The sequence below is a fragment of the Nocardia cyriacigeorgica genome (assembly GCF_010868145.1).
GTDB classification, from domain to species: domain Bacteria; phylum Actinomycetota; class Actinomycetes; order Mycobacteriales; family Mycobacteriaceae; genus Nocardia; species Nocardia cyriacigeorgica_D.
In genome coordinates, this window is record NZ_JAAGUY010000007.1 from 88,698 (window position 1) to 114,683 (window position 25,986).

Genomic DNA, 25,986 nt, shown 5'->3' on the forward strand with positions numbered 1-25,986 from the left:
ACGTAGTAGCCTCGCGCCACCCGATGCAGAACACCACGATCTGCGAGCCGGGCGAGCTCAGGACGAGGGTGGGCGTATATCCCCGCTGCGTCCCGGGGCCGAATGGTCCGAAGTGTTGCCCGTGCCAAGTCGGCCGGCAATGGTGCAGCCTGTTGTGGGACCACAGCCACCTCCTTGGAGTATGCATTTCGTAGGCCCTAACCCTACGAAATGCATACTACTAAGGCAAGAGATGCCGTCATGAACCGCGCGGTTCCGTCCCCGATGGACAACAGCGCCCTTCCCGACAATCGATGAGGCTCAGTGGCGGTCAGGCCGAGGCGGGCACGTTGGCGCGTTCGGCGGACAGGGTGGTGTCGGGGCCGTGCCCGGTATGCACCGCCGTCTCCCCTGGCAGCGGGAACAGCCGGTCGTTGATGGATGCCAGGATGGTCGGGTAGTCCGAGTAGGAGCGGCCCGTCGCGCCCGGACCACCTTCGAAAAGGGTGTCGCCGCTGAACAGTTCGCCGAGGTCGGGCAGGTGGAGACAGCAGGACCCCGGGGAGTGGCCGGGCGTGTGGATGACCTCGAGGCGAGCAGAGCCGACGGTGAGGTGCTGTCCATCGCGCAATGCCGTGTACTCGATCCCCGGATGGGTCTGCTGCCACAGCACGTCGTCGTCGGGGTGCAGATACAGGGGCGCGCCGGTGGCGGCCGACAACTGCGGTGCGACGGTGACGTGGTCGTTGTGCGCATGGGTGCACACGATCGCGGTGACTCGCCTGCCCGCCACCGCATCCAGGATCGGGCGCGCGTCGTGGGCGGCGTCGATGATCAGCACCTCGGTGTCATCGCCGACCAGCCAGATGTTGTTGTCCACATCCCAGCAGCCGCCGTCCAGACAGAATTGGCCCGAGGTGACGACCCGATCGACCCGGGTCACAGCACGACCACCGAACGCAGCACCTTGCCACCGTGCATGGTGTGGAAGGCGTCCTCCACCGCGTCGAGACCGATCCGCTCGGTGACGAACTTCTCCAGCGGCAACCGGCCCTGCCGGTACAGCTCGATCAACGTCGGGAAATCACGCTCGGGCAGGCAGTCGCCGTACCAGGAGGATTTCAAGGCGCCGCCGCGGCTGAAGAAATCGATCAGCGGCATCTCGAGTGTCATATCGGGGGTGGGCACGCCGACCAGGACCACTGTTCCCGCCAGGTCACGGGCATAGAAGGCCTGCTTCCAGGTCTCCGGGCGACCGACCGCGTCGATCACCACATCCGCACCGAAACCGCCGGTGAGTTCCTGGATCTCGGCTACCGCATCGGCGCTCGAGGCATCGATGGTGTGGGTGGCGCCCAGGTCGAGCGCCCATTCGAGCTTGCTCGGGTCGCGATCGACCGCGATGATCGTCGTCGCTCCGGCCAGCCGGGCACCCGCGATCGCCGCGTCGCCGACACCGCCACAGCCGATCACCGCGACTGAATCGCCGCGCCCGACGTTGCCGGTGTTCATCGCGGCGCCGAGCCCCGCCATCACGCCACAACCGAGCAGGCCAGCGACCGCCGGATCTGTGTCCGGGTCGACCTTCGTGCACTGTCCCTCGTGCACCAGCGTCTTGTCCGCGAATGCGCCGATACCGAGCGCGGGGGTGAGTGCGGTGCCATCCTCGAGTGTCATCGGCGTGCTGGCATTGAAGGTGTCGAAGCAGTACCAGGGTTTACCCCGCTTACACGCGCGACACTGCCCGCAGACCGCCCGCCAGTTCAGCACCACGAAATCGCCGACCTCGACATGCGTGACGGCCTCGCCCACCGTCTCCACGACCCCCGCCGCCTCATGGCCGAGCAGGAACGGGAACTCGTCGTTGATCCCACCGTCGCGGTAGGTCAGGTCGGTGTGGCACACCCCGCAGGCCTGCACCCGCACCACGACATCGTTGGGCCCCGGGTCCGGGATCACGACCGTGACCAGTTCCACCGGAGCACCCGATCGACGGGCGATGACACCTCGGACGTTCTGCGGCACGATCTCTCCTCTCTGCGTGATGTGGCCTGTGGGCCGACAGTCTCACCGTAGCCGGGCCGGCCGGCCGGCGCGGCGGTCTGGGTGACGGCATCGGGATGCTCGCTGAACCGTTCGCGCGGGCCTCAACGGGCGGGCCTTGGTGCGCGGTGGCAGCGCGGTCATCCGGTGCCCGCGGCTCAGGACGGTCAGCCTCCCCTGACCCGCAGCGGAAGACTGGTATGCCTGCGGACCATCAGGCTCGGAACCCACTGCGGTGCCGCGTCTTCGACCAGCCCGAATTCGGTGCTGCGCGCGAGCAGCGTGGTGATCGCGGCCAAGGCTTCCATCCGGGCCAATGCCGCGCCGATGCAGTAGTGCGCGCCCTTGCCGAATGCGAGCGTGGTGCGTCCGGTGGGGCGTTCGAGGTCGATCGTGTCCGGGTCGGTGAAATTATGCGGGTCGCGGTTGGCCGCGCCCCACATCAGCAGCAGGTGACCGCCCGCGGGCAGCGCGACACCACCGAGCGTCGAATCCGCGGTGATGTGGCGGTGATGGCCGCGAAACGGTGATTCGACGCGCAGGACCTCGTCGAGAAAACCGGGGATCAGCGTGGTGTCGGCGCGTAGGCGATCCTGTAGATCCGTTCGGGTGGCCAGGATGTGGGCCGCATTGGCGATCAATCCGGCCGTCGATTCTCCACCCGCGCCGACCAGCTGTACCAGCATCAGCACCGCCACATCGGGGTCGAGATCGCCCGCACGGCAGGCGCGAGCCAGCACATCGAGCAGTCCGGTGATCTCACCCTCGGGCTCGGTCAGCGCTGTGGTGAATCGCTGATGCAGATAGCCCGCGAGCTCGGCCGCAGAGGTGACCAGCTGGGTGAGTCGCCCCTCGGGCACGATGCCGCCCAACATCTCGGTGCTGTCATAGGCCCAGGCGAGCAGCTGTGGGACATCCCGCTGCGGCAGGCCGATGAGGTCGGCGACCACGCCGAGCGGCAGCCGGTCGGCCATGGCGGTGGCGAAATCGATGCGGTTGCCGGACAGCTCCTCGTGCCAGATCCGATCGACCATCCTGTTCACCAGTGGACCGAGTTCGCGAAGACGTTTGCCGATGAACGGAAACACGAGTTTGCGATGCACGGCATGCACGGGATCGTCGGCGGTGGCCAAAACATGTACGGCCTGGCCGCCGCCGTCCATATCGAAGACCAGCGGCGCGCCGTCCGGTTGGTGGATCATCACGCCGGTCAGATTCGAGGAGAAGTCGGTGGTCCGGGTGGCCGCCTCCGTCACCAGATCCCAGGTCGTCACCAGAAAGAAGTCGGCGCCAGGAACCCGATACACCGGTGCCTGATCGCGCAGTATCCGGTACATCGGATAGGGGTCGGCCAACGACGCCGCGTCGAAGATGTCGATATCGCTCGGTGCCGCTGCCATCGTGCACTCCCGTTCTCGGATGCCGTTACCGGTTCCGACGCTGGCCCGTACCGATACCTCCGTCAACAGGGGTCTCGACTCGAGACGACGGCTGGCGACTCATGCCGGACGACTTCGCGCAACTTCCCATCACACCAGCAAGTTCAAGGGGTACAAATTGGAGAATATGTCTCAGCCTGAGACTGTGTTCCCCGATCAGGAGTCGACCGCATGGCGCAACAACGTGGTGACTGGCTCACCGGCGGTGACCGCCGCACCGCCGCGGTGGCCCGCATCGAAGCTGCTGCCACCGCATTGTTCCTCGAACGCGGCATCGACGACGTCGGCGTCGACGAAGTAGCGGCCCGCGCAGGATGCTCCCGCGCCCCCCTCTACCGGCACGTCGGCGGGAAGGCCGCCCTCGTCGACGCAGTCCTGGCGAGTTCAGCGGCGACGGTCACCGAACGAGTCGCCGCAGTGGTCGCGAAACATCACGGCCCGCGACGGATCGTCGAGGCAATCCTCGCCTCGGTTGCGGCGATCCGCGCCGATCCGGTCCTGTCGCGCTGGCTGTCCACGCGATCGGCAGCCGGCGACGAATACCTCACCGCCTCCCCCGTCCTCACCCGCATAGCGGCCGCCCTCACCGGCACCGCCGATGACCAAGCCGCCCAATGGATCGTCCGCGTCGTGCTGGCCCTGCTCACCTGGCCCCTCCCCGACCCCGCCGCCGAACGCCAGATGGTGCAGCGATTCGTCACACCAGGGTTCGCGATGCAGCACTGAACCCGAGCCTGCTCAGGCCGATCAGATCCCCGACGGAGGCTGGGTGAGCTGCTCGAACGCCCATCGCGCGTAGGTGTTCTCAGGTTTCACCGTGATCAGGTCGGCGACCGAAACGAGCCGCCCCGGCACCTCCCCCTCGAAATGCCCGAGACCCGGCACAACGACCGCCTCCGCATCCAAGCTGCGCACGACATTGATCAGCCGGGTCACCGGATGATCGGTCACCGAACCGAACACCACAGTCTTGGCAAGGTCATAGCCGAACCGCTTGGCAAGACCGCGGATCCGAATCTCATCCCAGGTCTGGACCACCCCGGACACATCGCGCCGCAGGTACCCGACGGCGGTCGGTCGTTGCCTCATCTCGCAGCCTCCCATTCAGCATGTTGGTAGGCACCCGACGCCGAGGGGCGGACACCCGGCGCCGCGTGCTGGGAGACGAGGCTATGCACCGTATTTCGGCACAGCTATGAGTTTGCGTGAGCTTGCTTAGGATTCATCTTTCCACTACCTGACGGTTTGCCTACCCGCATAATCGTGAGGCGCGCGAAAACTGACGCAAACCTTCGACGAAAGGATCGCCGGCGACCAGCGACCTCTACGAGCTCCTCGAGGGAAGCGCGTTGCGGTTGGCTCAGGCCCCGAGCCAGGATGCCATCGGCTGTGGACGACGCCGAAGGATCGTCGGTGCGCTCACTTGGCGTAATGCCGCGCTGCGACGACGCCGACAGTCGATCACGCCGCTTCCGTGGCCCTCAGTCCCGCGGTGATGTCGAGGAAGCGATCGTTCTCCTCCGGTGAGCCGATCGTAACGCGCAGTTGCTGCGGGATTCCCACATCGCGGACCAGGACATCGTGTTCCAGATAGTGCTGCCAAGTGCGCGCTGCATCCGCGAATGGTCCGAAGATCAGGAAATTGGCTTCACTGTCGCGAACCCGAAAACCCATTGCCCGCAGGGACTCCGATACCCGCTCCCGTTCGGAAAGCACTGTGGCGGCCCGCGCCAGCGTTTCGTCGGTGTGCCGCAGCGCCACCCGCGCGGCGGTCTGGGTGAGTGTGGACAGATGGTAAGGCAGACGCACCAGCCGGACCGCGTCGATGACGGCCGCAGTGGCGACCAGGTACCCCACTCGGGCGCCCGCGAAGGCCAGCGCCTTGCTCAACGTCCTGGTGACCACCAGTTTCGCCGGGTACTTCTCGATGAGGCCGACGGCGCTCGGCGCGGTGGCGAACTCGGCGTACGCCTCATCCACGACCACCAGTCCGGGTGCACAGCGCAACAGGCGCTCGATATCCGCCTGTTCGAGCAGCGCGCCGGTGGGATTATGCGGAGTGGTCACGAACACGACGTCCGGCCGGTGTTCGGCGACGGCTTCCAGGATGCGTTCGATATCGAGCGAAACATCCGGCCCGAGTGCCACCGACATCCATTCGGTACCAAGGCATTCGGCGGCGATACGGTACATCGAATAGGACGGTGTAACGCCTAGTGCACGACGTCCGTGACCGCCGAAGGCGAGCAGAAGCTGCTGCAGTATCTCGACTGAACCATTGGCGGCCCAGACATTGTCCACATGTACCCCGAACCCGGTCTGCCGTGTCACGTAGGCCGCGAGATCCGAGCGCAGGGCGACGGCGTCATGGTCCGGATAACGGTGCAGTTCCGCGGCCACGGCGCGAATCGATGCCATGAGATCGTCGATCATCGCCACCGAGGGCGGATAGGGGCTCTCATTGGTGTTCAACCGCACCGCAACGACCGGTTGCGGCGCCCCGTAGGGGGTATGGCCGCGCAGGCTGTCGCGCAGCGGTAGGTCGGCCAGGGTGACCGCCGCACTGGATGATTCGACAACATGTCCTGTGGCAACAGGATCGCTACCGACAGCGACCGATCCCATACTGCAAACCTCTCGAGCATGCGCGACCGACGCCGCGGACTATGCAGTGATCACAGGTCCGCGCGGTCTCGCGACCGCCCTCAGTCTGCGCCACCGCCACCATTGGGAAACCAGCATCCACGATGGGGCTGGAGGGTTGCTGATCGGGCAACAGCCGGTCGACATTCGGCGACCAGCCGGTATCGGCACATCCACGACATCAGCGAACTTTCACCTCAGGGACCCAGCGGTCGGCGCCTGCTCCGACCGGTTTCCGGAACTCGTACGCGGTGTAGTTGTCGACCGGCACGAATCCCAGACCACGGTAGAGACGGTTGGTCAGCTCGTTGTCGGTATCGGCGAACAGGCAAACGTCGACGGACTCGGCCCGGATCACCTGTGAGACATGAGCGGTGAGCGCACTCGCGTAACCATTACCCCGCGCGACGGCCGGAGTGAAGACCGGACCGATGCGGGCCCAGCCGAAGGAGGCGAGCTGGCGGGCGACGAGGCTGACCGGTTCGCCATCGACTTCCCACAGCCACCACGAGCCCGCGAGGATCCGATGACGCACCGCATCAGCCGACGGAGGGCCCGCGGGTATGCCGGTATCGACACGCATGGCCGTCATCCACGACATACACAGGTCCACGTCCGCTTCCCTGGCTTGCCTTGCGAATCCAGGCACGATCGGCGCGGCCAGTTCGCCCAGCCGATACAGGGTGGTGGAGAAGGACGGCCCACAGTCACCCCCGCGTATCTCGCACCAGCGTTCGGCGAAGGCGGCGGCGACCGCGGTCAGGCCTTCCACTCCGGCCGCCTCCGGGGACGACCCGGCGAAAGCCTCGGTGACGGCGGGAATGACATCCGGCGAGAGCGCGCCGAGGTAGATATCGCGATGGCCCGCCCGCATGGCGATGCCGGTGACGCCGGAGCCATTGCGTGCCGAGACGAAGACCGGCGGCAGCTTCGGGTTGTCGAGCCCGGAAGTGATGTTGTTGACGGTCGTGGCGATCACCGTGTGCCGCAGCGGATCACGATGCAGAACCGGATCGGCGATTTCACGGAACCGGACGGCATCGCCGGTGGTCTCGATATCCATCTGCACAGGCTAGTCAGCCGAGCCCGTTGCGTACCCGCCCTTTTCGGCCGGGCGGACGGTCAGCTCGCAGCAGCCGAGCCGGTGGTGTCGGCACGGAGTTTGAGCAGGATCAGGCCCGTTGTACAGGCCAGAATGAGTCCGGCGACGGTGATTTCGACATGCAGACCCGCGATGCCGAGAATCGCACCGACGAGCCCACCGATGAAGAACACCCAGGCCAGCACCCGCGACAGGACGGCGGGTACGGCACGTGATGGTGAATCGCCGAGATTCGGCGACGATGCCGTGGCCGGGGCGGCCGCGGCGGACAGGGGGGTGGTCGAAGAAGCTCCCATCATCTACTCCTCGATGACGCCGATCCGAGTAATTCCGTGCGCGCCAACCGCTCGATGCGCTCTCATCAGGTTTCAGGCGTCTCACGCGTAACTTGCATCACACACGCTACGACCACACCGCGTGGATTGTGCCGCACCCGGGCGTGCGACACGCCGAGGAGATCAGTTCGTTATCTGACCTAACGACGTTTGAGAATCAGCGCGCCAACACCGACCACCATCTGGTCGAGACAGCCGCCCTCGTCTAGGGTGAGCGCGAATCGTACTTACCCAGGAGCATCACCGATGGAGAGCAGCAGGGCGAAAATCGTCGGTCCGGTGGCGGCCGCCGGTGCCGTCTCTCTCGGCTTGGTGCTCATCGGCGCCTGCGGAGTCGGACACGACGACACCTACGTCGCACCGCCACCGATCCGTTCCGGATCGCATGCGCCGGCACCCGTCGTCGAAGGCACGACCGTCACCGCATCGAAGGTGATCATTCCACCCTCGCCGACCTGGAAGATCGCGCCCGTACCGGCACCGCGGCGCACCCTGCCCGCGCACTGGACCACCGAGGCTCTCGACGAGGATTCGACCGACAGTGTCGGCTCGGACTCCGAAAACACAACCCGCCGTCCCCGCCCGGCTCAGCGCACCACGACGACGGAACCACCGGTCACCACCGAGGATTGGGAGCCGACGACGGCTCCCACCACCCGTCCGGCCCGAACCACTCGCCCGCTGCCGACCTACGAACCGGAAACGGCCGATCCGGAAACGACCACCTACATCCGGCCGACCACCCGGCCCGCCTTCACCGAACTTCCGGAACCGACTCCGCGCGCACCGCAGCTGATCCCGACGCCCTCCGCCGAAGGCGCGTACTGACCCATCGAAACAGCGAACAGCCCCGGCGGGTCTCCCGCCGGGGCTGTTGCACAACACCGCTACCTACAGCTCCGGCAGCTCATAGTTGCCCACCTGCGAAGCGAGCACATTCAGGTGCTCGAGCCCGCCGCCGAGCGTGCGCTCGATGGCGGTAAGGCGCGCGACGTAGTGGCCCACCGGGTATTCGGCCGTGACGCCGATACCACCGTGCATCTGGATCGCCTCCTGGCCGACGTGGCGCGCCGACCGGCCCACCTGCAGCCGGGCCCGCGACACCGTGACCGCGTCATCCTTGCCGTCGGCCAGCGACGCCGTGGCATACAGGCTCATGCTGCGGGCCAGCTCCAGCGACACATACATGTTGGCGGCCCGCTGGGTCAGCGTCTGGAACTTCGACAGGGTGACACCGAACTGTTTGCGCGTCTTCAGATATTCGGTGGTCAGCCGGAGCACTTCCTCCATGGCACCGATGGATTCGGCGCACAGACCGGCCTGTGCCTCGGCGAGCACCGAGCGCACCGATTCGGACGAATCGGCGTTGTCGCCGAGCAGCTCGGCCGGCGTGGAATCGAATTCGAGCTGAGCGCCGCGCTGCCCGTCGACCGTCGCGTAGGAGGTGCGGTTCACGCCCTTCGCCTCCGCCGCGACCAGGAACAGCCCGATGCCGCCGTCCGGCAGAGTCGCGCTGACCACGAACTCGTCCGCACAATCACCGTGCGCGACGGGGTTCTTCACGCCCGCGAGCACATACGCCTCGCCCTGCGGCACCGCGCGTGTGGCGATCTCCGCCGAAGGCCAGCGGATACCCGGTTCGGCGTGTGCGAAGGCGAGCAGCTTGTTGCCTGCGGCCAGCTCGGGCAAGATCCGCTGACGCTGATCGGCCGTGCCCGCCGCGGCCACCAGACCGCCGGGCACCAGCACCGCATCCAGAATCGGTTCCGGCGCAAGCCTGCGCCCGACCTCCTCGAGGACCAGCATCGTTTCCACCGGGCCCGCGCCCATGCCGCCGTCTTCCTCGGCGAAGCTCAGCCCGAGCACGCCGAGTTCGGCCAGCTGACGCCACACGTCGCGGCTCCAGCCGAGCTCGGTCTCGGTGACCTTCAGCCGGGTTTCGGCGTCGTAGGTGCGGGCCAGCAGTTCGCGGACGGTGTCGCGCAGCATGACCTGTTCATCGGTGAGATCGAAATCCATGGTGTCGCCTCACAATCCGAGGATCGTGGAGGCGATGATGGTGCGCTGCACCTCGCTCGAACCTCCATAGATGGTTGTCTTGCGATAGTTCAGGTAGCCGGGGCCGCTGCGCTGCGCCCAGCCGGGCGAGGCGATATCGTCCGCGCCGACCGGAAGGGCGTCGGGTCCGGCGATATCGAGCAGCAGTTCGGTGGCAGCCTGCTGTAGTTCCGAACCACGCAGCTTCAGCACCGAGGAGGCGGGGTTGGGCTTACCGTCCGAGGAGTTGGAAACAACCCGCAGCTGCGTCAGTTCCAACGCCAGCAGCTCGTTCTCCAGTTCGGCCACCCGCGCGGCGAACACCGGATCGTCGAGCAGGGTGCCAGCACCGGACCGCGTGGCTGCGGCGTATTCCTTGGCCACGCCGATCTTGACCTTGGTCTTGCCGACGCCGGTGATGCCGGTGCGCTCGTTGCCGAGCAGGAACTTCGCGTAGGTCCAGCCCATGTTCTCCTCACCGACCAGCTGATCGGCGGGGACGCGGACGTTCTCGAAGAACACCTCGTTCACCTCGTAGCCGCCGTCGATCAGCTTGATCGGGCGGATGGTGACACCGGGCGACTTCACATCGAAGAGCAGGAACGAGATACCGGCCTGCTTCTTCGGCGCGTTCGGATCGGTGCGGACCAGGCAGAAGATCCAGTCGGCGTACTGGGCCAGCGTGGTCCAGATCTTCTGGCCGTTGACGATGTAGGAGTCGCCGTCGCGCACCGCGGTGGTGCGCAGCGAGGCCAGGTCCGAGCCCGCATCGGGTTCGGAGAAGCCCTGGCACCACCAGATATCGAGCGCGGCGGTAGGCGGCAGGAAGCGTTGCTTGAGCTCTTCGGAACCGAAGTGGGCGATCACCGGTCCGACCATCTGGGCGTTGAACGTCAGCGGCTCCGGCACACAGGCCAGCTGCATCTCGTCCTGCCAGATGTGGCGCTGCATCGGCGTCCAGTCCTTGCCGCCCCAGGCCACCGGCCAGTTCGGCACGGCGAGGCCGTTGTCGTTGAGTGCTTTGTGCGCGGTGACGATGTCCTCGCGCGACAGTTCGTGGCCGTATTTGACCCGGTCACGGATGTCGGCGGGGATCTCGTTTCGATAGAACGTGCGCAGCTCGTCGCGGAAGGCGACGTCGTCGGGGGAAAGGGCTAGTTTCATACGCATCTCCCTGCGTGTCTCGTATCTCCCAGACCAAACTACCCCCCGGTAATCCTGCATTGTCGAGTGGATCACAGACCGGCGACACGCGAGCCCACGTCCCTATGCCCTGATCTGCGGGAGCGGCGGAGCAACCCCGGCAGATAGGCCGGAGCCCTGGTACGTTGCTGCACGGGGCGCGGGTCGCCCCAGGGTCGGATCGAGGGAGTTGAGTCAGTGAACGGCAGAACCATCGCACGCGTGACCGCGGCCGCGGCGTCCCTCGGAGCCGGCGCCGTCCTGACGCTCACCGCGACGGCCACCGCCGATCCGGCGCCGACCCCGGTCGAGAAGGGACTGACCGCGCTCGCCGACCGCGCCGAGGGCGATAAAGCCGTGACGGCAGGCGTCGGCGCGCTGCGCGAATACACCAACCTGGTCGACGTCGCGAAGCTGCGCGATATCAACGGCTCCTTCGCGCCGTTCGCCTACCCGGCACCCACCTTCGGCTGCGGCGTCAACGGCCTGGTCACCACGATCATCGGCGCCGGAACCGCGAACGGCCCCAGCGCCAATATCGGCGTCAACAGTGCGCCGGGAACCCTCATGTTCCACGCCACCCCCGCACATTCCGGCGTCCCGCTGTCCTCGGGCCTGGTCGTGGCCTGGGTGAACATCAACAATGGCGCCAGCGGTATCGACATGCTCGACGAGCGCACCGAACTCGGCACGCCCGCGCTGGCCAAGACCGTCAACAGCGGCCCTGGCACGGTGCTGGCGTCGATGTGGGGCACCATCGACTACCCCGGCGCACGCTGCGTCATGATGCCGACCGTCGGCACGTTCTCCGTGGCCGAGCAGCCGGTCCAGTTGCCACCGCCGGCGGAGAGCCCAACGCCCGCACCGGCGCCCGCACCCGCCGAGTCCGGTAATGGCGAATCCGGCGAAGCGGCTGTCGCGCCGCCCGTGCCCGAGGCTGCTCCGGCTCCGGCACCCGCGCCTGCCGCGACCACCGCTCCGGCCAAGCCGCAGGTGCCTGCTGGTACCCAGGTTCAGGGCGGTCGCTGAGAGTACGGGCCGCCCGACCCGGGCGACCCGATCCCGCTGTTGCCGTAAACCCCGCCTGCGCGCATAGCGGTATGGGCGGCATATAGGACTGACCCTGTCCTATATATCGGGAACCCTGAAATCATGAACGACACTCCGGAACGCCTGCTGCGGCTGCTGTCGCTGCTACAGACACCACGGGAGTGGCCGGGCAGCGAATTGGCCGAACGGCTCGGCGTCACCGGTCGCACGGTGCGCCGCGATATCGAGCGGCTGCGCGAACTCGGGTACCCCGTGGAGGCGACCATGGGCGCGGCCGGTGGCTACCGGCTGGTCGCCGGTGCCGCCATGCCGCCGCTTCTTGTCGACGACGATGAGGCCGTCGCGCTCGCGGTCGGACTGCGGGCCGCCGCCGGTTCGGCCATCACCGGGATCGAGGAGTCGTCGGTGCGCGCGCTGGCCAAACTCGAACAGGTGCTGCCGACGAAGCTGCGGCGCCGGGTCCGAGTGCTCGGGACCGCGCTGGTGCCGCCGTCGGGCGAGGATCCAGGGGTGGACGTCGAGGTGCTCACGGCGCTGGCCGCCGCGGTGACCAATACCGAGCGAGTGCGCTTCGGCTACCGCGACGGTTCCGGGGAGGTGACCACACGCCACGCCGAACCAGCGGGCCTCGTCCCGTCCCGGCGGCGCTGGTATCTCGTCGGCTACGACCTGGATCGCGAGGGTTGGCGAATGTTCCGGGTGGACCGAGTCGACGGCGCCCGGCCGACCGGCGCGCGCTTCGTCCCGCGAGCCCTGCCCGCCGACGATCCCGCCGCCTATGTCGCGGGTCGCCGCACCGATTGGGGCACGCCGACGCTGCGGGTCCGCATCACCATCGACGCACCTTTGTCGCGGGCCGCGGGCCGGCTCGGCGATGCCCCCGGCGAGATCACCTCCGTCGATGCCACCACCTGCGCCATGGACTGCGACCGCGGTGACTCCCCCGAATGGCTGGCTCAGCGCCTGCTCGCCCTCGGCGTGGAGTTCCGGGTGCACGAACCGGCGGAACTGCGGGACCGAATCCGAGACATCGCGGAACGAGCGCAGCGAGCACTTCGGTAATACGGACGACGCATTCGCCGACGCGGAGGCCGCCGTCTCGGCAGGTCAGGGGCACCGCCGCCCGGCCACACTGTGATGAATTCCATATCCGAGCGGGCCAAACTACGCACCAGTACCAGAACGTGAGTCCCCAACTGTCGCAAGAATTCTGCGACCATGCGGTGATGGGTTACTTCGACGGCGCGCGCGGCCGGATGCACTACCGGCGGTGGCCGGACGAGGATCGAGTGGCGGTGTTGGTGCTGCTACCGGGGATCGGTCAGCACAGCGGGCATTACCACCGCTTCGCCCGGGTCCTGCGCGGTGCGGGCATCGAGATGTGGGCATTGGATACCGCCGGACACGGACTCAGCGAGGGTGATCCCGATCAGCCGGGCACACTGCGCGAACTGGTGGGCGACGCGGTGGCGCTCCTCGAGCTGGTCCGGGCGCAAGTCCCCGAGACACCGCTGATTCTGATGGGTCATTCCCTGGGCGCGGTCACCGCGCTCGGCGCGCTCGGCGCCGCCGTGCCACCCGCGACCGAGGACGCCGACCCCGATACCGACCGCGGCACCGACACCGTCGCCGCCGACTATCCGCTGGTCCCGTCGATCCCGGAGCAGACTCTGGCGGGTCTGGTGCTGTCCGGTGTCCCGCGCCGCGCCCTCGGTGGTGGTGTGGCCGACTCCGCCGGAACGCCGCTGCCCGAGGAGCTTTCGGTGCTGGCAGTGCACGGTGCCGACGATCGCCGGGCGCCCGTCGATGCGATGCGGGTATGGACTGGGCGCCACAAATGGGTAGATTTGCGGGAGTACGCCGACGCCGGGCACGATCTGCTGCACGAGCCGGTGCACGCGCGGGTCGGTGCCGACATCGCGGAGTGGACGCTGGGAGTCGTCAAGGGGTTGGCACGGCGCTCATGACCGACAGCTGCGCACGCAGCCGATGGGAAGAAGGGGGGGACGAGGTGCAGCGCAACGATATCGCGGCACTCGGTACCGCGGTCGACAACGGTGATCTGTGGATCGACCGCGTCCTGGTGGCCGAGGGTGTGCACGAACAGTGCGCCCTGCGTTACGAACAGCTCGCCGATCAGGTGGACATCCAGATTCAACAGCTCGCCGCGGCCACCACGCTGCCGGGATTCGGTGGCTTCGCCTCCGGCGAGGCGCTGCGCCGCGGTTTCGAAGGCAAGGCCACCGACGCGATCGCGCAGCTGAACGATTACGCGGCCGCCGCCCGCAGCCTGGCCCAGACCTTCCGTGCCGCCGCAGCGGCCTACCGCGACACCGATGACGCCGTCGCCACCGCGACCCGCAAGGTGGCCGCCGATGCGTGATATGCCGCGCGCCGCCGAACGCGGCGCCCATCAGCGGGTCGACCCCGACTACTCCACGACGGTCGAGATCTTCGACAACCTGACCCATCACCAGATCCACACCGCGGTGCAGCAGCTCGCTCCCGCCACCCTGCTGGCGGGCCAGCAGGCCTGGCAGACCACCGCCACCGGACTCACCGACGCGATCGACCAGGCGCACACCGAGATTCGCTCGGCAATCGCCGACGGCTGGCGCGGCGGCGCCGCCCAGCAGGCCGCCGCGGCCGTGAGCGACTTCGAACTTCTCGGCAGGCAGCTCGCCGATGTGATGACGGTGGTCGGGCAGCGGCTCGGCCAGGCAGGCGACGCCGCCGAGGCATTGCGTGGTGCGGTGCCAGGCCCGTCCGATGCCGAACCCGATCTGTCGGCCGCCCTACTCGATCCAGCGCGTGCCACCGACAATGTCGCCGCGGCCAAGAACATCGAGAACTCGCGCCAGGACGTGGTCCGGGTGATGGAGAGCATCTACACCAGCGCGTTCATTCCCACCGGCGCTGCGGTGCCCGCGTTCCCGGAGGCACCAGCGGGTGCGGCGGTGGCTGCTCCCGCTGCGGCCACGACACCCGGCCCGGCGTCGACCGTCGTCCCGGATACCGGCGACGGCGAGCGGGTGTCGCAGCCTGCGACGGTGATGGTTGTCGCGGCCGCAGACAAGGAGCCCGGCACACCGGATCAGCCCGCGGCCGCTGCGCCCGAGTCCACGGAGCCGGACGCGCAGGCTCCCATGACGGCCCCCGCGGCAGCCGCACCGGTCGTCACCGCGCTTGCCGAGACGACGCCGCAGGCACCTGTCACGACACCGGCGGCGGCCACCACCGCGCCGGCGGCGGCCGCACCGCTGCCCGCCACCGACCGTCCGGCAGCGATCCCGACCACCGCACCGGCATCCACGGTGCCCGCCACCGCGTCCATCCCTGGAGTCTCCACGGTCCCCTCGAACAGCGGCACCTCCGACGACCAGCGCAAAAAGGATGAGAAGCGCCAGGATTCGGCCGGATCCGGCGGCGACGCGATCGCCGGGATGAGCGCGGGCGCGATGGGTGGTCTGATGGGTGGAGCGCTGGCCGCGGCCGACACCACCCGCTCCGGACCTGCCCCCGTCGCACCGAAACCCGCACCGGCGAACACCGACGAATTCGACGACGAGGACGACGATCTGCACTACGTCGACGACGAACTGACCTTCCTCGAAGCGGCCGGTGAGGGCGGCGAGCTGATCGGCTCGCTCGACCCGACAACGCCCCCGGTCCTTGGTGAGTGGACCGAGCACGAGTGAACTGGAGCATGACCCCTGACCAGTTCGCCATGGCCTGGTCGAGGACCGACGGTGATCGCATCCCTTATCCGCTGGCAGTGCGACTGTCGGCGCGCGATACCGCCGAACGCGCCGCGCACCTGCCCGCCCTTACCGAATGGTGCGAAAGCACCCTCGACGCCGACCTGGAAGCCGCGCTGCGCGTGCTGGCCCGGCCGGACGTCTGCATCGAAGTTTTCGGTGAACGCACCAGCGAGGACGGCGCGACCAAGCCCGTCCGTGTCCTCGGCGCCGCCAGCGGCAACGTCGCGGTGGTGGCATCTCAGCGGCCCGGGTCCGAACTCGATCGCGGTGCCGAACTGACCGTGATCGCCGGTGGCGCCAAGTCACTGCCGGGCCGGGTGGTGTCGATGCTGCCCGCCTGCCCCGCAGGCACCGGCCCGCGGCTCAATGCCCCACTGTCGCGGGTGGTCGAGGACAGCAGGAACCTGGTGACGATGCCCGTCGCCGGACCGACCGAACCGACGCGCATCCGCAAGCTGCTGCGTCAGCGGCGCGACGGCATCGGCCAGATCGTGGTGTCGGTACGCCGCGACGACGAACTCGATCCGTTCGGCGTGCTGTGCTGGGTCGACCTCGCCGATGACGGGCGCTACCTCGTGCGCACCGGCAACAGCGTCGATATCGTCGCGGTGGACGCCGAGCAGTTCACCGGCCATCTGCGCCCCATGGTCACCGCCGCCCAGCGCCGTACCGCGCTCGCAGACCAGTGGTGAACAGCAGCGGCGGTCTACGGTGGGCTGGTGCCACTCTACGAATTCGAAGGTAAACGGCCACAGGTCGATCCGTCGGCGTTCGTCGCGCCGACGGCAACCCTGATCGGCGACGTGACGGTCGAGGCGGGCGCATCGATCTGGTACGGCGCGGTACTGCGGGCCGACCTCGCCCCGATCGTCATCCGGGAACGGGCCAATATCCAAGACAACGCCGTTCTCCACGTTCCGCCGGACGTGCCGATGGAGATCGGGCCCGGCGCGACCATCGCGCACAGCGTCGTCTTCCACGGCGCGTCCGTTGGCGCCGAGACGATCATCGGCAATGGCACCACCGTGCTCGACATGGCGAAGATCGGCGCCGGCTCCATGGTCGCCGCGCATTCCCTGGTGCCACCAGGTGCGGAGATTCCCGATGGCGTGCTCGCCGCGGGCGCACCAACGCAGGTCAAGCGGCCGCTCGAAGGAACCAAGGCCCAGATGTGGGTGCAGCTCAACCCCGGCTTCTACGCCGATCTGGCGCAGCGGCACCGCACGGGCATCACCGAGGTCTAGGCATCCGCCCGCAGTAGATCGGTCACTTCGTGATCGGCGAGCTGATGGAAGTCGCGGTAGGCGTTGCCGACACCGCCGAGGCTGGGTGGCACCAGCGGGCAGACCACTTCGTCGGCTTCGAGCGCGATCCGGTCCACCGCTTCGGCCGAGGCCACCGGGACCCCGACGACGATCTGTTTCGGCATCCGCAGCCGTGCCACCCGGCAGGCCACCAGCACCGTCGCACCGGTTGCCATGCCATCGTCGACGATGACGACGGTGCGCCCACCCAGCGGGATCGGCTCGGCATCACCGCGCCACGCCACCCGGCGGCGCTCGAGCTCGACGCGTTCGGTGGCCTCGATATCGGCCAGACGCTCACGCGAGAGCCCGGTGTGGGCCAGTACGTCGGCGTTGATCACCCGGCCGCCGTCCTCGCCGATCGCGCCGGCCGCGAGCTCCGGCTGCCACGGCACGCCGAGTTTGCGAACCAGCAGAATGTCGAGATCACCACCGATCACGGAACGCACCGCGGCCGCGACCGGAACCCCGCCGCGCGGCAGACCGAGCACCAGCGGGTTCGACGCGTGCAGGTAGGACAATCTCTTACCCAGCGCGCGACCGGCTGCTGCACGATCGCTGTAGACCATTACCTCGAACGCTACTCCGCCGCACGCTCGACGACCTCGAATCGCCGCAGGTCCAGGCTCGGATTGGCCAGGCGCACCTCGGTCACCCGCGCGAGATCCACCGTCGCGACGCGCATACCCGGTTCATCGCCGAGTTCGGCGAGCACGACGCCGGCAGGGTCGATGATCATCGACGCGCCCGCACCCCGGCGCGCGGCCTGATCGGCGGCGGCGACGTACACGGTGTTCTCGATGGCACGGGCACGCAGCAGCGTCGTCCACTGCTCGACCTTGCCCGGTCCGGGAATCCACTGGGCAGGCAGCAGCAGCACCTGGGCGCCCGCGGCCGCCACCCGACGACAGCCCTCCGGGAAGCGCAGATCAAAACAGGTCTGCATACCGAAGGTGACCTCGCCCACGGTGAATACCGCCGGTTCGGCCACCTCCCCGGCCCGCACGACCTCCGATTCGCGATGGCCGAACGCGTCGTAGAGGTGCACCTTGCGGTACCGGGTGAGCAGTGCTCCGTCTGGGCCGAGAGCAACGAGCGTGTTGTGGATCCGGTCCTCGCCCGGCGCGGTCGCCTCCACCACTCCGGCCACCAGGTGCACCCCGTAATCGGCGGCCATCGCGGCGAGCCCGGTGACGAACGGGCCGGTCAGCGCCTCGGCGACGGCCACGACGCGGTGATCGAGCCTGCTGATCGCGAACATCGAATATTCCGGCGCGACCACCACCGAGGCGCCGGCGTCCGCCGCCGCACGCACATGTTCACGCACCATGGCGAGGTTCTCCGACGGCTCGGTCGACGGCGCGAATTGGACCACCGCAAGATCGACTCGCCCGGTCCCCTGAACCGCCGTCGCAGGCGTGTTCTGCGGTTGCATACGTCTCACCGTATTGGCCCGGTGGCCGGGACGACCACCACGAGGCAGTAAACTGCTGGTCAATGAGCACCAATCAGGTCGACAGCGTTCCCGGCGACGACGAAACTACCGCTGTGGGTGGCGATACCAGCACTGTCGACCCCACCTTCGCCGATCTCGGCATCGATGACCGCATCCTGCGGGCCATCGCCGACGTCGGCTACGAATCGCCGTCGCCGATCCAGGCGGCGACGATCCCACCGCTGCTCTCCGGCTCCGATGTGGTCGGTCTCGCGCAGACCGGTACCGGTAAAACCGCCGCGTTCGCCATCCCGATCCTGATGGGCCTCGAGGCCACCGGCAAGGCGCCGCGCGCCCTGGTGCTCGCCCCGACCCGGGAGCTGGCGATCCAGGTCGCCGAGGCCTTCGGCCGCTACGCAGCGCATATTCCCGGCCTGCATGTGCTGCCCATCTACGGTGGTCAGAGCTATGGCGTGCAGCTGTCCGGGCTGCGCCGGGGCGCGCATGTCGTGGTCGGCACGCCCGGGCGCGTGATCGATCATCTGGAAAAGGGCACCCTCGACCTGTCGCAGCTGCAGTATCTGGTGCTCGACGAGGCCGACGAGATGCTCAAGATGGGGTTCCAGGAGGACGTCGAGCGCATCCTCGCCGACACCCCGTCCGATAAGCAGGTCGCACTGTTCTCGGCGACGATGCCCGCGGCGATCCGCAAGATCTCCAAGCAGTACCTGCACGATCCGGTCGAGATCACCGTCAAGGCCAAGACCTCCACCAACACCAACATCACCCAGCGCTGGGTGCAGGTGTCGCATCAGCGCAAACTCGACGCGCTGACCCGCATCCTCGAGGTCGAGTCGTTCGAGGCGATGATCATCTTCGTGCGCACCAAGCAGGCCACCGAGGAGTTGGCCGAGAAGCTGCGTGCCCGCGGCTTCTCCGCCGCAGCCATCAACGGCGATATCGCCCAGGCCCAGCGTGAGCGCACCATCGGTCAGCTCAAGGCGGGCACCCTCGACATCCTCGTCGCCACCGACGTCGCCGCGCGTGGTCTCGATGTCGACCGCATCTCGCATGTGGTCAACTACGACATTCCGCACGACACCGAGTCCTATGTGCACCGCATCGGCCGCACCGGCCGCGCGGGCCGGTCCGGTGAGGCGCTGCTGTTCGTCGCGCCGCGTGAACGGCATCTGCTCAAGGCGATCGAACGCGCCACCCGTCACCCACTGACCGAGATGCAGCTGCCAAGCGTCGACGATGTGAACGCCCAGCGTGTGTCGAAGTTCGGTGACGCCATCACGGAGAACCTCAATTCCGCGAACATCGCGCTGTTCCGCAAGCTGATCGAGGAATACGAGCGCGAACACAACATCTCGCTGGTCGATATCGCGGCCGCGCTGGCCGTCGGCTCACACGACGGCGACAACTTCTTCATGGAGCCCGAACCCGAGCCGGTCGAACGGCCGCAGCGCGAGCGGGCGCCGCGCCGCTTCGACGACGAGCGCCCCGGCGGATCCGGCGGACGCCATCGGGCCACCGGCGCCGAGCTGGCCACCTACCGGATCAGTGTCGGTAAACGGCACCGGGTGGTGCCGGGCGCGATCGTCGGTGCGATCGCCAATGAGGGCGGTCTGCGGCGCAGCGATTTCGGCCATATCAGCATCCGTCCCGACCACAGCCTGGTCGAGCTGCCTGCGCATCTGCCGCAGGAGACGTTGGAAGCGTTGCGGCGCACCAGGATCAGCGGCGTGCTCATTCAGCTGCAGCTCGATCAGGGCCCGCCCGGACAGCGCTCCTTCACCAGGGGTCCGCGCCGCGACCGCGACGCCGGTAAGCGATACGAGAGGCGCAAGCCCCGTTCCTGACGCCACGCCGGGCCGGGCAGGCTTCATCGCGACGGGATCTGCTGGCTAAGGTGTTGCCGTCCGGTGCGCAAAGAAGCGCTGACCGGTGTCCCGTCCGGGCACAGGAGGGCCGCGCTTGTTCGTGTTCGGTGATCGTGTCGTCAGCACGGCCGCAGACCTGACCCGCGCCGCGCGGTGCGAATTCGCGATGCTGCACGCCCTCGATACCGAGATGGGCTCGGTGTCGTCCGATGCCGTCGGCGCGACCACGGCCACGGACGGTGCTCGGGCCGGCCTGACTGCCGAACGGGCGGAACTACTGGCGCGGTTGCGGGAACGGCACGGCGACGGCGTCGTCGTGATCGATACCTTTGCCGACCGTGCGGATCTCGATCGTGCCGCGAGTACCGGCGGCGACCTCATCGCCCAGCTGAGCGCGGCACACGCGCGGACCGTTGCGGCACTGCACGACCGAGCGCCTGCGATCGCGGGCGCGGTGTTCTTCGACGGCGAGTTCGCCTGCCGCGCAGACTTCTTGGTACGTGCCGAGCACCGGGTCCGTTATCGCGTCCACGGCGTCGCCGACGACGACGTCTCGATCGCCATGGCGCTGGAGCTCGCGGGCTGCGCTGCGGCGATCGAAGCCGCGGGCGTACCCGCCGATCCCCTGATCGCGCAGTCACGCCGTGGCGTTATCCGGACACTGCCGCTGGCGGAGTTGCTTGCGGTGTATCGCGCGCGGCATGCCAGGGTGCGGCGCATCGTGGACGAGAAACTCGGTGAGCTGCTACCCGCCCAATGGGGCGACCCCCGGTACCTGGCCTGCGGGCATTGCCCGGTCTGCGTCGACGCACTCACTTCTTCCCGTGACCTGCTGCTGGTGGCGGGGATGAGTGCCACCGTAAGGGCCCGACTACGTGACGCCGGTATCGGCACCATCGACCGGCTGGCCGCGACGCACGGCCCGCCGCCGACGATGCCCGACGTGCCGCCGCGCACCCTGCTCCGGTTACGTAGGCAAGCCGAGATCCAGCTGCGCCGCGACGATTCCGGGCGCCCCGCACACACTCTGGTCGACCCGCTCGCGCTCGGTGCGCTGCCATCCGCCTCTCCCGGCGACCTCGGCCTCACCATCGATGTCGTGGCTCCGGACCAGCTGCGGATCGAGATCGGTGGGTCCGGAGCCGTACATCTGTCGCTGCTGGTGCCGTGTGACGGCGCATCCGCCCGGGTCCGGGCCGAACAGCGCGACGCGCTCGACGAGCTGCTCGGGTTTCTCACCGAACGCAGGCTGACGCATCCCGATCTGCATGTCTTCCACTACACCTCGGCCGCCCGGTCGGGCCTGCTGTCTGTGGGTGGCCGCGTCGGGGTGGGTGAGGACCTGATCGACGAACTGCTGCGCGGCGGCGTGTTCGTCGACCTGTACCCGATCGTGCGCAGCGCCTTGCTGATCGGTGCGGACTCCTACCGACTGGCGCGGTTGCGGGAGTTGCTGCCCGGTACGGGGCCGGCCGACGGTAGCGCCCACGATTGTGTCACCCTGCTGCGGTTTCGCGACTGGCTGCTCGACCGCGCCGCTGAACAACGGGTCCACCCGGGGGTGCCGTCCGAGCGCGACCGGCGCATCGTTGCCGGCCTGGACGATCCCGACATCGCGCTGCCTGTTCGGCCCACTCCGCTCGAAGCAGCACTTGCCGAATTCGCGGAGCGAGTGTCGCAGCGCGTTGCCCGCCAGATCGACGCTCCGAGTACGGATGTCGCCCACAGGATTCCGGCCGAACAGGACGAACTCGAGGCGGCACCCGAGACCGATCCGCCGGCGGATACGAGGACCGAAGTCAGTGCGACCGCCCGCCGCGTGGCATCACTCATGGCGGCGGTACTCGGATACCGCCGACGTGAACGTCAGCCGCTGTGGTGGGCGCACGCCGATCGGCTCAGTCATCCGGTGGACGAGTGGCCGGAGGCGCCTGGCGTACTGGTCGCCGACTGGGGCACCGTCGATACGAAGTGGCATATCGGCCCACGGGGTGACACCGTGCGTCGATTCCTGACCCTGACCGGACGGATGGGAGCCGGGAGCGGGCTGGTGCCCGGTGCCGCGGTCCATACCTACTACGACCGCCCGGTCACCCCGGGGATGGTGGCGGCACCGGGGACCCGCGCGACAGCGACGGCCACGGTCCTCGGCTGTTCGGTCGATGCGGAATTCGACGACACGGTCCGGCTCGAGGAACGACTGCCCGCTGGCTGCGCACCGTTCGACGATCTGCCCGCGGCTATCGCACCGGATCTGCCGGGTCGCGACGACAATGCGGACACCGCGGTCGAACACACCGCACAACTGCTGCTGATGACGCTGCCGCAGATCCCCGCGGCCGCGATCTTCGACATCCTTGCGCATCGTCCACCCCGGCTGCGGCCCGCGGGCCCGCTCCCCCGGGTGCACGGTGACCATGCCGCCGCGATCACCGCGGCCGTGCGCTCGCTCGACGACTCCTACGTCGCGGTACAGGGGCCGCCTGGCACGGGTAAAACGGCGACCATCGCGCGGGTCGTCGAGCGCATGGTCACCCGGTACCGCTGGCGGGTCGGGGTGGTCGCGCCGACGCCCGCGATCGTGGAGAACCTCCTGGATGCGGTGGTCGAGGTCGGGGTGCTGCCGGAACTGGTGGCCAAGAAGGACGTCGCGGTACCGGCCCCGGAGTGGGCCGTCATCGACGCCGAGCGCTATCCGCGTTTTCTGGACAACGCGATCAACGGCTGTGTGGTAGGTGGCGCCCCTGCCGATTTCGCCGATCCGGCGCTCGTTCCATACCGGGGGCTGGATCTACTGGTGATCGCGGATGCCGGGCGGTTCCCGATGGCCGATGCCGTCGCCGCGGCGGTGAGCGCCCGCAATCTGCTGTTGATCGGCGATCCGGTCCCGGCCCCCGCGGCTACCACCACCAGCGTCCCGTTCGCACCGCAGGAACGCACCGGCGCGGCGCACCCAGAACCCGTGGACGACTCGGTGCTCGGCTGGCTGACCGACGGTGGCGACACTCTGCCCGCCGAGCGCGGATACTTCCTCGACCGCACCTGGCGAATGCATCCGCAGGTGGCCGAACCGATTTCGCGGCTCTACTACGACGGCAGGCTGCGTGCCAGCGATACCGTCACCCTCGCGCGCCGCCTCGCCGATACCGAACCCGGTGTCGGCACCGTCCTGGTCGATCATCACGGCAATTCGACCGAATCGGTCGCCGAGGCACGGGAAGTGGTGCGCCGGGTGCGTGCGCTACTCGGCCTGACGTGGACGATCGGCGCGACGACGCGGCGGCTGCATCCGCACGACATTTTCGTGGTGACGCCCTACCGCGCCCAGGTGGCCAGGATCTCGACGCTGCTGGCCCGCGCGAAGATCGACGACGTGCTGGTGGGTACGCCCGAACTGTTCCGCGGCCGGGAGGCGGCGGTCGTCATCGTGTCCATGACGACTTCGAGCCCGGCCGATGCACCGTACGGCCTGCCGTTCCTGATATCGCGCACGCTGGTGCAGGGGGCGTTGTGCCGGGCGCTGTGGCAGGCGATCATCATCCGCTCGCCGCTGCTGACCGAGTACCTGCCCGGCTCACGAGAGGAACTGACCGAGCTGTCGAGGTTCCTTCGGTTGGGCTGATTCGACCATTTCTCATCGGCAGACAATTCTCGTCTTGATACCGGTTGGGAGTACCCGTATATCGACTCCAGCCGCATCCGATTCCCGGTCAAGTGTCGAATAACAGAATTGCGACAGCGTGTGACAATTAACCAAACCAGTCGGTTTCATATTTGAACCGTCCGAAATTCTGTACTACTACAGCCGGTAATTATCGGGCGGATTCGCGGCACTCTCAGCCGAAGCACTTTCCTTCGCCACGATAGGTCGGCACCGTGGTCCGCGCACCGTCACCGTCGACGACCTGGACCCGATCGAACCGCTCGCACAACTCACCCGCCTTGGCGTGCCGGAACCACACCCGGTCGCCGATACGGAGGTTGACGGCGCCGGTCAGCGGGGTCTGCACCTCGCCCGCGCCCTCGGTGCCGATCATCCGTAAACCGAGGGGCCACACCGGCTTCGGCACCCGCGACGCCCCCGTCGGGCCAGAGGCGATATAGCCACCGCCGAACAGCGTCGCGATGCCGGCGGACGGTCGGCGCACCACAGGCAGCGCGAAGTACAGCGACGGCTGGACACTGAACGCGCGATAGCCATCGAACAGCGTCGGCGCGTAGAGGCCGGACCCGGCGGTCACCTCGGTGACGGCCGCGTCGCCCGTACTGACCTCGATCGAACCCGTGCCACCGCTGTTGACGATCTGCAATGGGCCGACCACCGAACGCACCGCCTCGACCACAGCGCCCCGGCGCCTGCCGATCTCGGCCGCCGAAGCCTTCTTCACCAGCCGCACCGCGATATTGCTGTCAGGCAGGCCCGCGATCTGCGCCTCGTAGGTCATGACACCGACAACCTCGAAGCCGCGTCGCTTCGCCGCCTCGGCCAGCCGTGCCGCCTCATCGGGCGTGCGTATCGGTGAGCGACGCACACCCAGATGCAGCGGCCCGATCCGCAGCGAGGCATCCACATCCAGACAGACCCGCGGGCGCGCGGTTTCGGTGCCGAGCGCGTCGCGAACGAAGTCCAGCTGGGCGACATCGTCGATCATCAGCGTGATCGAATCGCGCAGGACAGGGTCGGCGCCGAGCTCGGCCAGCGCGGATCGATCGGTCACTGGATAGCCGAGCAGCACGTCGCGGGCGCCGAGCCGGACCAACCAGATGGCTTCGGCCAGCGAATACGACATGATGCCCGCGAATCCGCCGGCGGCGGTCAAGCCGGTGCCGAGCACCTCTTCCAGCACGGCACGGCACCGCACGGACTTGCTGGCGACCCGAATGGGAACCCCTCCGGCGCGACGCACCAGATCCGCGGCATTGGCGCGGAGTGCGGTCAGGTCGAGGGCGGCGAGGGGCGGCTCGAGGTCTGCGGTGGCGGCGTGCAGCCCCGCGATCGGCGACGTTTCGGTCACCTCATCCACTCAACCATGCAACTGGTCAGTCGTCCAGTACTGCGCGGATACCGCTTCCGTGCCCGCGACTACTCCTTATGCGTCCGCAGCGCGGGTCACCAGGCTCGATACGACATCATCGAGCACGACCAGGATCGTCTCGTCGTCCCGGTCGGCGAGCCAGCGCAGCACCGCACCCTGCATGACCGAGACCACATAGGCCGCGACGGCCTCGACCGGCTCGAGCCACTGCGCACCGGCGAGCCGGGCACACAACTCCAGAAAAACGCCCACCTCGGCATCCATGTCCTGGAACAGTGCGGAACCGGGCGCATCGGGCGCGGTGTCCGTGTCGCCGTCCCAGTGCTCACGCAGCTGCTGGACGGCTTCCTCATAGGCCTGCAACTGCTTGGCCGGGGTGGCCTTCACCAGCGGCCAGTACGCACTGAACCCGGCGTGCAGCAGCACCCGCAGGGCGCGCACACCGGTCATATCGAGCGAGGCAGCCGCATTCTCGACTGCCTCGCAGACGGTCGGCCGCAATCGGGCCTCCACCAATTCTCCACGTGCGATCAACAACGACTCCCTCGGCGACAATCTCGCGCACCTCGTCGGCGCGATTCACTGAGCCTGGCGGGCACTTGTCGGGAAAGTGCAGCCCATCCAGTCAGCGTTCATCAATGGTAGAAGGTTTTCAGGGTTTGAGAACTAGTTCGGTGGGTAAATCCGGACTAAAAGATTGTTTTGTTACCTAACCGGGACGATGTTGAACCCACGGCGCTGCGCCGGAATCGCT

24 protein-coding genes and 1 pseudogene are annotated in these 25,986 nt (G+C 68.0%); 11 read left to right on the plus strand and 14 right to left on the minus strand.

What is annotated here, in order from left to right; translation table 11 throughout:
* Nucleotides 1-5: 5 nt before the first annotated feature.
* The 4 genes and pseudogenes from GV792_RS30085 to GV792_RS11675 all read right to left on the minus strand — a co-directional run.
* Nucleotides 6-170, minus strand: a pseudogene (locus tag GV792_RS30085) (type IV toxin-antitoxin system AbiEi family antitoxin domain-containing protein); the annotation flags it as partial.
* A gap of 140 nt (nt 171-310) precedes the next feature.
* Complete coding sequence (locus tag GV792_RS11665) at nt 311-922, minus strand: MBL fold metallo-hydrolase (protein WP_163824089.1); 612 nt, start codon at nt 920-922, stop codon at nt 311-313.
* Complete coding sequence (locus GV792_RS11670; RefSeq protein ID WP_163824090.1) at nt 919-2,004, minus strand: S-(hydroxymethyl)mycothiol dehydrogenase; 1,086 nt, start codon at nt 2,002-2,004, stop codon at nt 919-921. Before GV792_RS11670 ends, GV792_RS11665 begins: the two co-directional genes overlap by 4 nt.
* Before the next feature lie 185 nt (nt 2,005-2,189).
* Nucleotides 2,190-3,422: a cytochrome P450 gene (locus tag GV792_RS11675; RefSeq protein ID WP_163824091.1), complete on the minus strand. Its 1,233-nt coding sequence runs from the start codon at nt 3,420-3,422 to the stop codon at nt 2,190-2,192.
* A 210-nt stretch (nt 3,423-3,632) separates the two neighbouring features.
* Here GV792_RS11675 and GV792_RS11680 point away from each other — a divergent pair, with 210 nt between their 5' ends.
* Nucleotides 3,633-4,187, plus strand: coding sequence for a TetR/AcrR family transcriptional regulator (locus GV792_RS11680; protein WP_163824092.1), 555 nt, complete (start codon nt 3,633-3,635; stop codon nt 4,185-4,187).
* A 21-nt stretch (nt 4,188-4,208) separates the two neighbouring features.
* Here the strand turns inward: GV792_RS11680 and GV792_RS11685 are convergent, their stop codons facing one another.
* The 4 genes from GV792_RS11685 to GV792_RS11700 all read right to left on the minus strand — a co-directional run bounded on the left by GV792_RS11685 (nt 4,209) and on the right by GV792_RS11700 (nt 7,502).
* A complete protein-coding gene (locus GV792_RS11685; RefSeq protein ID WP_163824093.1) occupies nt 4,209-4,550 on the minus strand; it encodes a hypothetical protein in 342 nt (113 codons plus the stop codon).
* 372 nt (nt 4,551-4,922) lie between these two features.
* Nucleotides 4,923-6,086, minus strand: a complete 1,164-nt coding sequence (locus GV792_RS11690; protein WP_163824094.1) for a histidinol-phosphate transaminase — start codon at nt 6,084-6,086, stop codon at nt 4,923-4,925.
* A gap of 199 nt (nt 6,087-6,285) precedes the next feature.
* On the minus strand, nt 6,286-7,167 hold the full coding sequence (locus tag GV792_RS11695) for a GNAT family N-acetyltransferase (protein ID WP_163824095.1): 882 nt from the start codon (nt 7,165-7,167) through the stop codon (nt 6,286-6,288).
* A 59-nt stretch (nt 7,168-7,226) separates the two neighbouring features.
* Nucleotides 7,227-7,502 carry a hypothetical protein gene (locus GV792_RS11700; protein ID WP_163824022.1) on the minus strand — a complete coding sequence of 92 codons (276 nt, stop codon included), beginning with the start codon at nt 7,500-7,502 and terminating at the stop codon, nt 7,227-7,229.
* Nucleotides 7,503-7,787: 285 nt separating this feature from the next.
* Here GV792_RS11700 and GV792_RS11705 point away from each other — a divergent pair, with 285 nt between their 5' ends.
* Nucleotides 7,788-8,369 (plus strand): hypothetical protein, encoded by a 582-nt coding sequence (locus GV792_RS11705; RefSeq protein WP_163824096.1) that lies wholly within the window; start codon nt 7,788-7,790, stop codon nt 8,367-8,369.
* 63 nt (nt 8,370-8,432) lie between these two features.
* Here the strand turns inward: GV792_RS11705 and GV792_RS11710 are convergent, their stop codons facing one another.
* Both GV792_RS11710 and GV792_RS11715 read right to left on the minus strand, forming a co-directional pair.
* Nucleotides 8,433-9,560: an acyl-CoA dehydrogenase family protein gene (locus GV792_RS11710; protein ID WP_163824097.1), complete on the minus strand. Its 1,128-nt coding sequence runs from the start codon at nt 9,558-9,560 to the stop codon at nt 8,433-8,435.
* 9 nt (nt 9,561-9,569) lie between these two features.
* A complete protein-coding gene (locus tag GV792_RS11715) occupies nt 9,570-10,742 on the minus strand; it encodes an acyl-CoA dehydrogenase family protein (RefSeq protein ID WP_163824098.1) in 1,173 nt (390 codons plus the stop codon).
* Nucleotides 10,743-10,958: 216 nt separating this feature from the next.
* On the opposite strand from GV792_RS11715, the gene GV792_RS11720 reads away from it, so the two are divergent.
* The 7 genes from GV792_RS11720 (at nt 10,959) to GV792_RS11750 (ending at nt 16,815) form a co-directional block, all read left to right on the plus strand.
* Nucleotides 10,959-11,789, plus strand: coding sequence for a hypothetical protein (locus GV792_RS11720; protein ID WP_163824099.1), 831 nt, complete (start codon nt 10,959-10,961; stop codon nt 11,787-11,789).
* A gap of 123 nt (nt 11,790-11,912) precedes the next feature.
* Nucleotides 11,913-12,872 (plus strand): helix-turn-helix transcriptional regulator, encoded by a 960-nt coding sequence (locus tag GV792_RS11725; RefSeq protein ID WP_163824100.1) that lies wholly within the window; start codon nt 11,913-11,915, stop codon nt 12,870-12,872.
* A gap of 164 nt (nt 12,873-13,036) precedes the next feature.
* On the plus strand, nt 13,037-13,777 hold the full coding sequence (locus tag GV792_RS11730; RefSeq protein WP_163824101.1) for an alpha/beta hydrolase: 741 nt from the start codon (nt 13,037-13,039) through the stop codon (nt 13,775-13,777).
* Nucleotides 13,774-14,193 carry a hypothetical protein gene (locus GV792_RS11735; RefSeq protein WP_175584260.1) on the plus strand — a complete coding sequence of 140 codons (420 nt, stop codon included), beginning with the start codon at nt 13,774-13,776 and terminating at the stop codon, nt 14,191-14,193. Before GV792_RS11730 ends, GV792_RS11735 begins: the two co-directional genes overlap by 4 nt.
* Nucleotides 14,186-15,508: a PPE domain-containing protein gene (locus GV792_RS11740; RefSeq protein ID WP_163824102.1), complete on the plus strand. Its 1,323-nt coding sequence runs from the start codon at nt 14,186-14,188 to the stop codon at nt 15,506-15,508. Before GV792_RS11735 ends, GV792_RS11740 begins: the two co-directional genes overlap by 8 nt.
* An 8-nt stretch (nt 15,509-15,516) precedes the next feature.
* Nucleotides 15,517-16,263, plus strand: coding sequence for an ESX secretion-associated protein EspG (locus tag GV792_RS11745; RefSeq protein ID WP_163824103.1), 747 nt, complete (start codon nt 15,517-15,519; stop codon nt 16,261-16,263).
* 27 nt (nt 16,264-16,290) lie between these two features.
* The gene (locus GV792_RS11750) at nt 16,291-16,815 is read left to right on the plus strand and encodes a gamma carbonic anhydrase family protein (protein ID WP_163824104.1); all 525 of its coding nucleotides are present in this window, start codon (nt 16,291-16,293) and stop codon (nt 16,813-16,815) included.
* On the opposite strand, the gene GV792_RS11755 is transcribed toward GV792_RS11750, so the two are convergent.
* Complete coding sequence (locus GV792_RS11755) at nt 16,812-17,444, minus strand: phosphoribosyltransferase (protein WP_163824105.1); 633 nt, start codon at nt 17,442-17,444, stop codon at nt 16,812-16,814. The two genes, GV792_RS11750 and GV792_RS11755, sit on opposite strands and share 4 nt — an antisense overlap.
* 11 nt (nt 17,445-17,455) lie before the next feature.
* Nucleotides 17,456-18,310 (minus strand): carbon-nitrogen hydrolase family protein, encoded by an 855-nt coding sequence (locus GV792_RS11760; protein ID WP_163824106.1) that lies wholly within the window; start codon nt 18,308-18,310, stop codon nt 17,456-17,458.
* A gap of 62 nt (nt 18,311-18,372) precedes the next feature.
* On the opposite strand from GV792_RS11760, the gene GV792_RS11765 reads away from it, so the two are divergent.
* The gene (locus GV792_RS11765) at nt 18,373-20,175 is read left to right on the plus strand and encodes a DEAD/DEAH box helicase (RefSeq protein ID WP_175582961.1); all 1,803 of its coding nucleotides are present in this window, start codon (nt 18,373-18,375) and stop codon (nt 20,173-20,175) included.
* 121 nt (nt 20,176-20,296) lie between these two features.
* Nucleotides 20,297-23,818 (plus strand): AAA domain-containing protein, encoded by a 3,522-nt coding sequence (locus GV792_RS30090; RefSeq protein WP_309139103.1) that lies wholly within the window; start codon nt 20,297-20,299, stop codon nt 23,816-23,818.
* Between the two features lie 214 nt (nt 23,819-24,032).
* On the opposite strand, the gene GV792_RS11775 is transcribed toward GV792_RS30090, so the two are convergent.
* A complete protein-coding gene (locus tag GV792_RS11775; RefSeq protein WP_163824107.1) occupies nt 24,033-25,220 on the minus strand; it encodes an amino acid deaminase/aldolase in 1,188 nt (395 codons plus the stop codon).
* Nucleotides 25,221-25,286: 66 nt separating this feature from the next.
* Nucleotides 25,287-25,766, minus strand: coding sequence for a TetR family transcriptional regulator (locus GV792_RS11780; protein ID WP_256667972.1), 480 nt, complete (start codon nt 25,764-25,766; stop codon nt 25,287-25,289).
* Nucleotides 25,767-25,986 lie beyond the last annotated feature (220 nt).

Coding starts and splice junctions, on each gene's coding strand:
- GV792_RS11675 (WP_163824091.1), bottom strand. CDS start 3,422: ATGGCAGCGGCACCGAGCGATATCGACATCTTCGACGCGGCGTCGTTG.
- GV792_RS11680 (WP_163824092.1), top strand. CDS start 3,633: ATGGCGCAACAACGTGGTGACTGGCTCACCGGCGGTGACCGCCGCACC.
- GV792_RS11685 (WP_163824093.1), bottom strand. CDS start 4,550: ATGAGGCAACGACCGACCGCCGTCGGGTACCTGCGGCGCGATGTGTCC.
- GV792_RS11690 (WP_163824094.1), bottom strand. CDS start 6,086: ATGGGATCGGTCGCTGTCGGTAGCGATCCTGTTGCCACAGGACATGTT.
- GV792_RS11695 (WP_163824095.1), bottom strand. CDS start 7,167: ATGGATATCGAGACCACCGGCGATGCCGTCCGGTTCCGTGAAATCGCC.
- GV792_RS11700 (WP_163824022.1), bottom strand. CDS start 7,502: ATGGGAGCTTCTTCGACCACCCCCCTGTCCGCCGCGGCCGCCCCGGCC.
- GV792_RS11705 (WP_163824096.1), top strand. CDS start 7,788: ATGGAGAGCAGCAGGGCGAAAATCGTCGGTCCGGTGGCGGCCGCCGGT.
- GV792_RS11710 (WP_163824097.1), bottom strand. CDS start 9,560: ATGGATTTCGATCTCACCGATGAACAGGTCATGCTGCGCGACACCGTC.
- GV792_RS11715 (WP_163824098.1), bottom strand. CDS start 10,742: ATGAAACTAGCCCTTTCCCCCGACGACGTCGCCTTCCGCGACGAGCTG.
- GV792_RS11725 (WP_163824100.1), top strand. CDS start 11,913: ATGAACGACACTCCGGAACGCCTGCTGCGGCTGCTGTCGCTGCTACAG.
- GV792_RS11730 (WP_163824101.1), top strand. CDS start 13,037: ATGGGTTACTTCGACGGCGCGCGCGGCCGGATGCACTACCGGCGGTGG.
- GV792_RS11735 (WP_175584260.1), top strand. CDS start 13,774: ATGACCGACAGCTGCGCACGCAGCCGATGGGAAGAAGGGGGGGACGAG.
- GV792_RS11740 (WP_163824102.1), top strand. CDS start 14,186: ATGCGTGATATGCCGCGCGCCGCCGAACGCGGCGCCCATCAGCGGGTC.
- GV792_RS11745 (WP_163824103.1), top strand. CDS start 15,517: ATGACCCCTGACCAGTTCGCCATGGCCTGGTCGAGGACCGACGGTGAT.
- GV792_RS11755 (WP_163824105.1), bottom strand. CDS start 17,444: ATGGTCTACAGCGATCGTGCAGCAGCCGGTCGCGCGCTGGGTAAGAGA.
- GV792_RS11760 (WP_163824106.1), bottom strand. CDS start 18,310: ATGCAACCGCAGAACACGCCTGCGACGGCGGTTCAGGGGACCGGGCGA.
- GV792_RS11765 (WP_175582961.1), top strand. CDS start 18,373: ATGAGCACCAATCAGGTCGACAGCGTTCCCGGCGACGACGAAACTACC.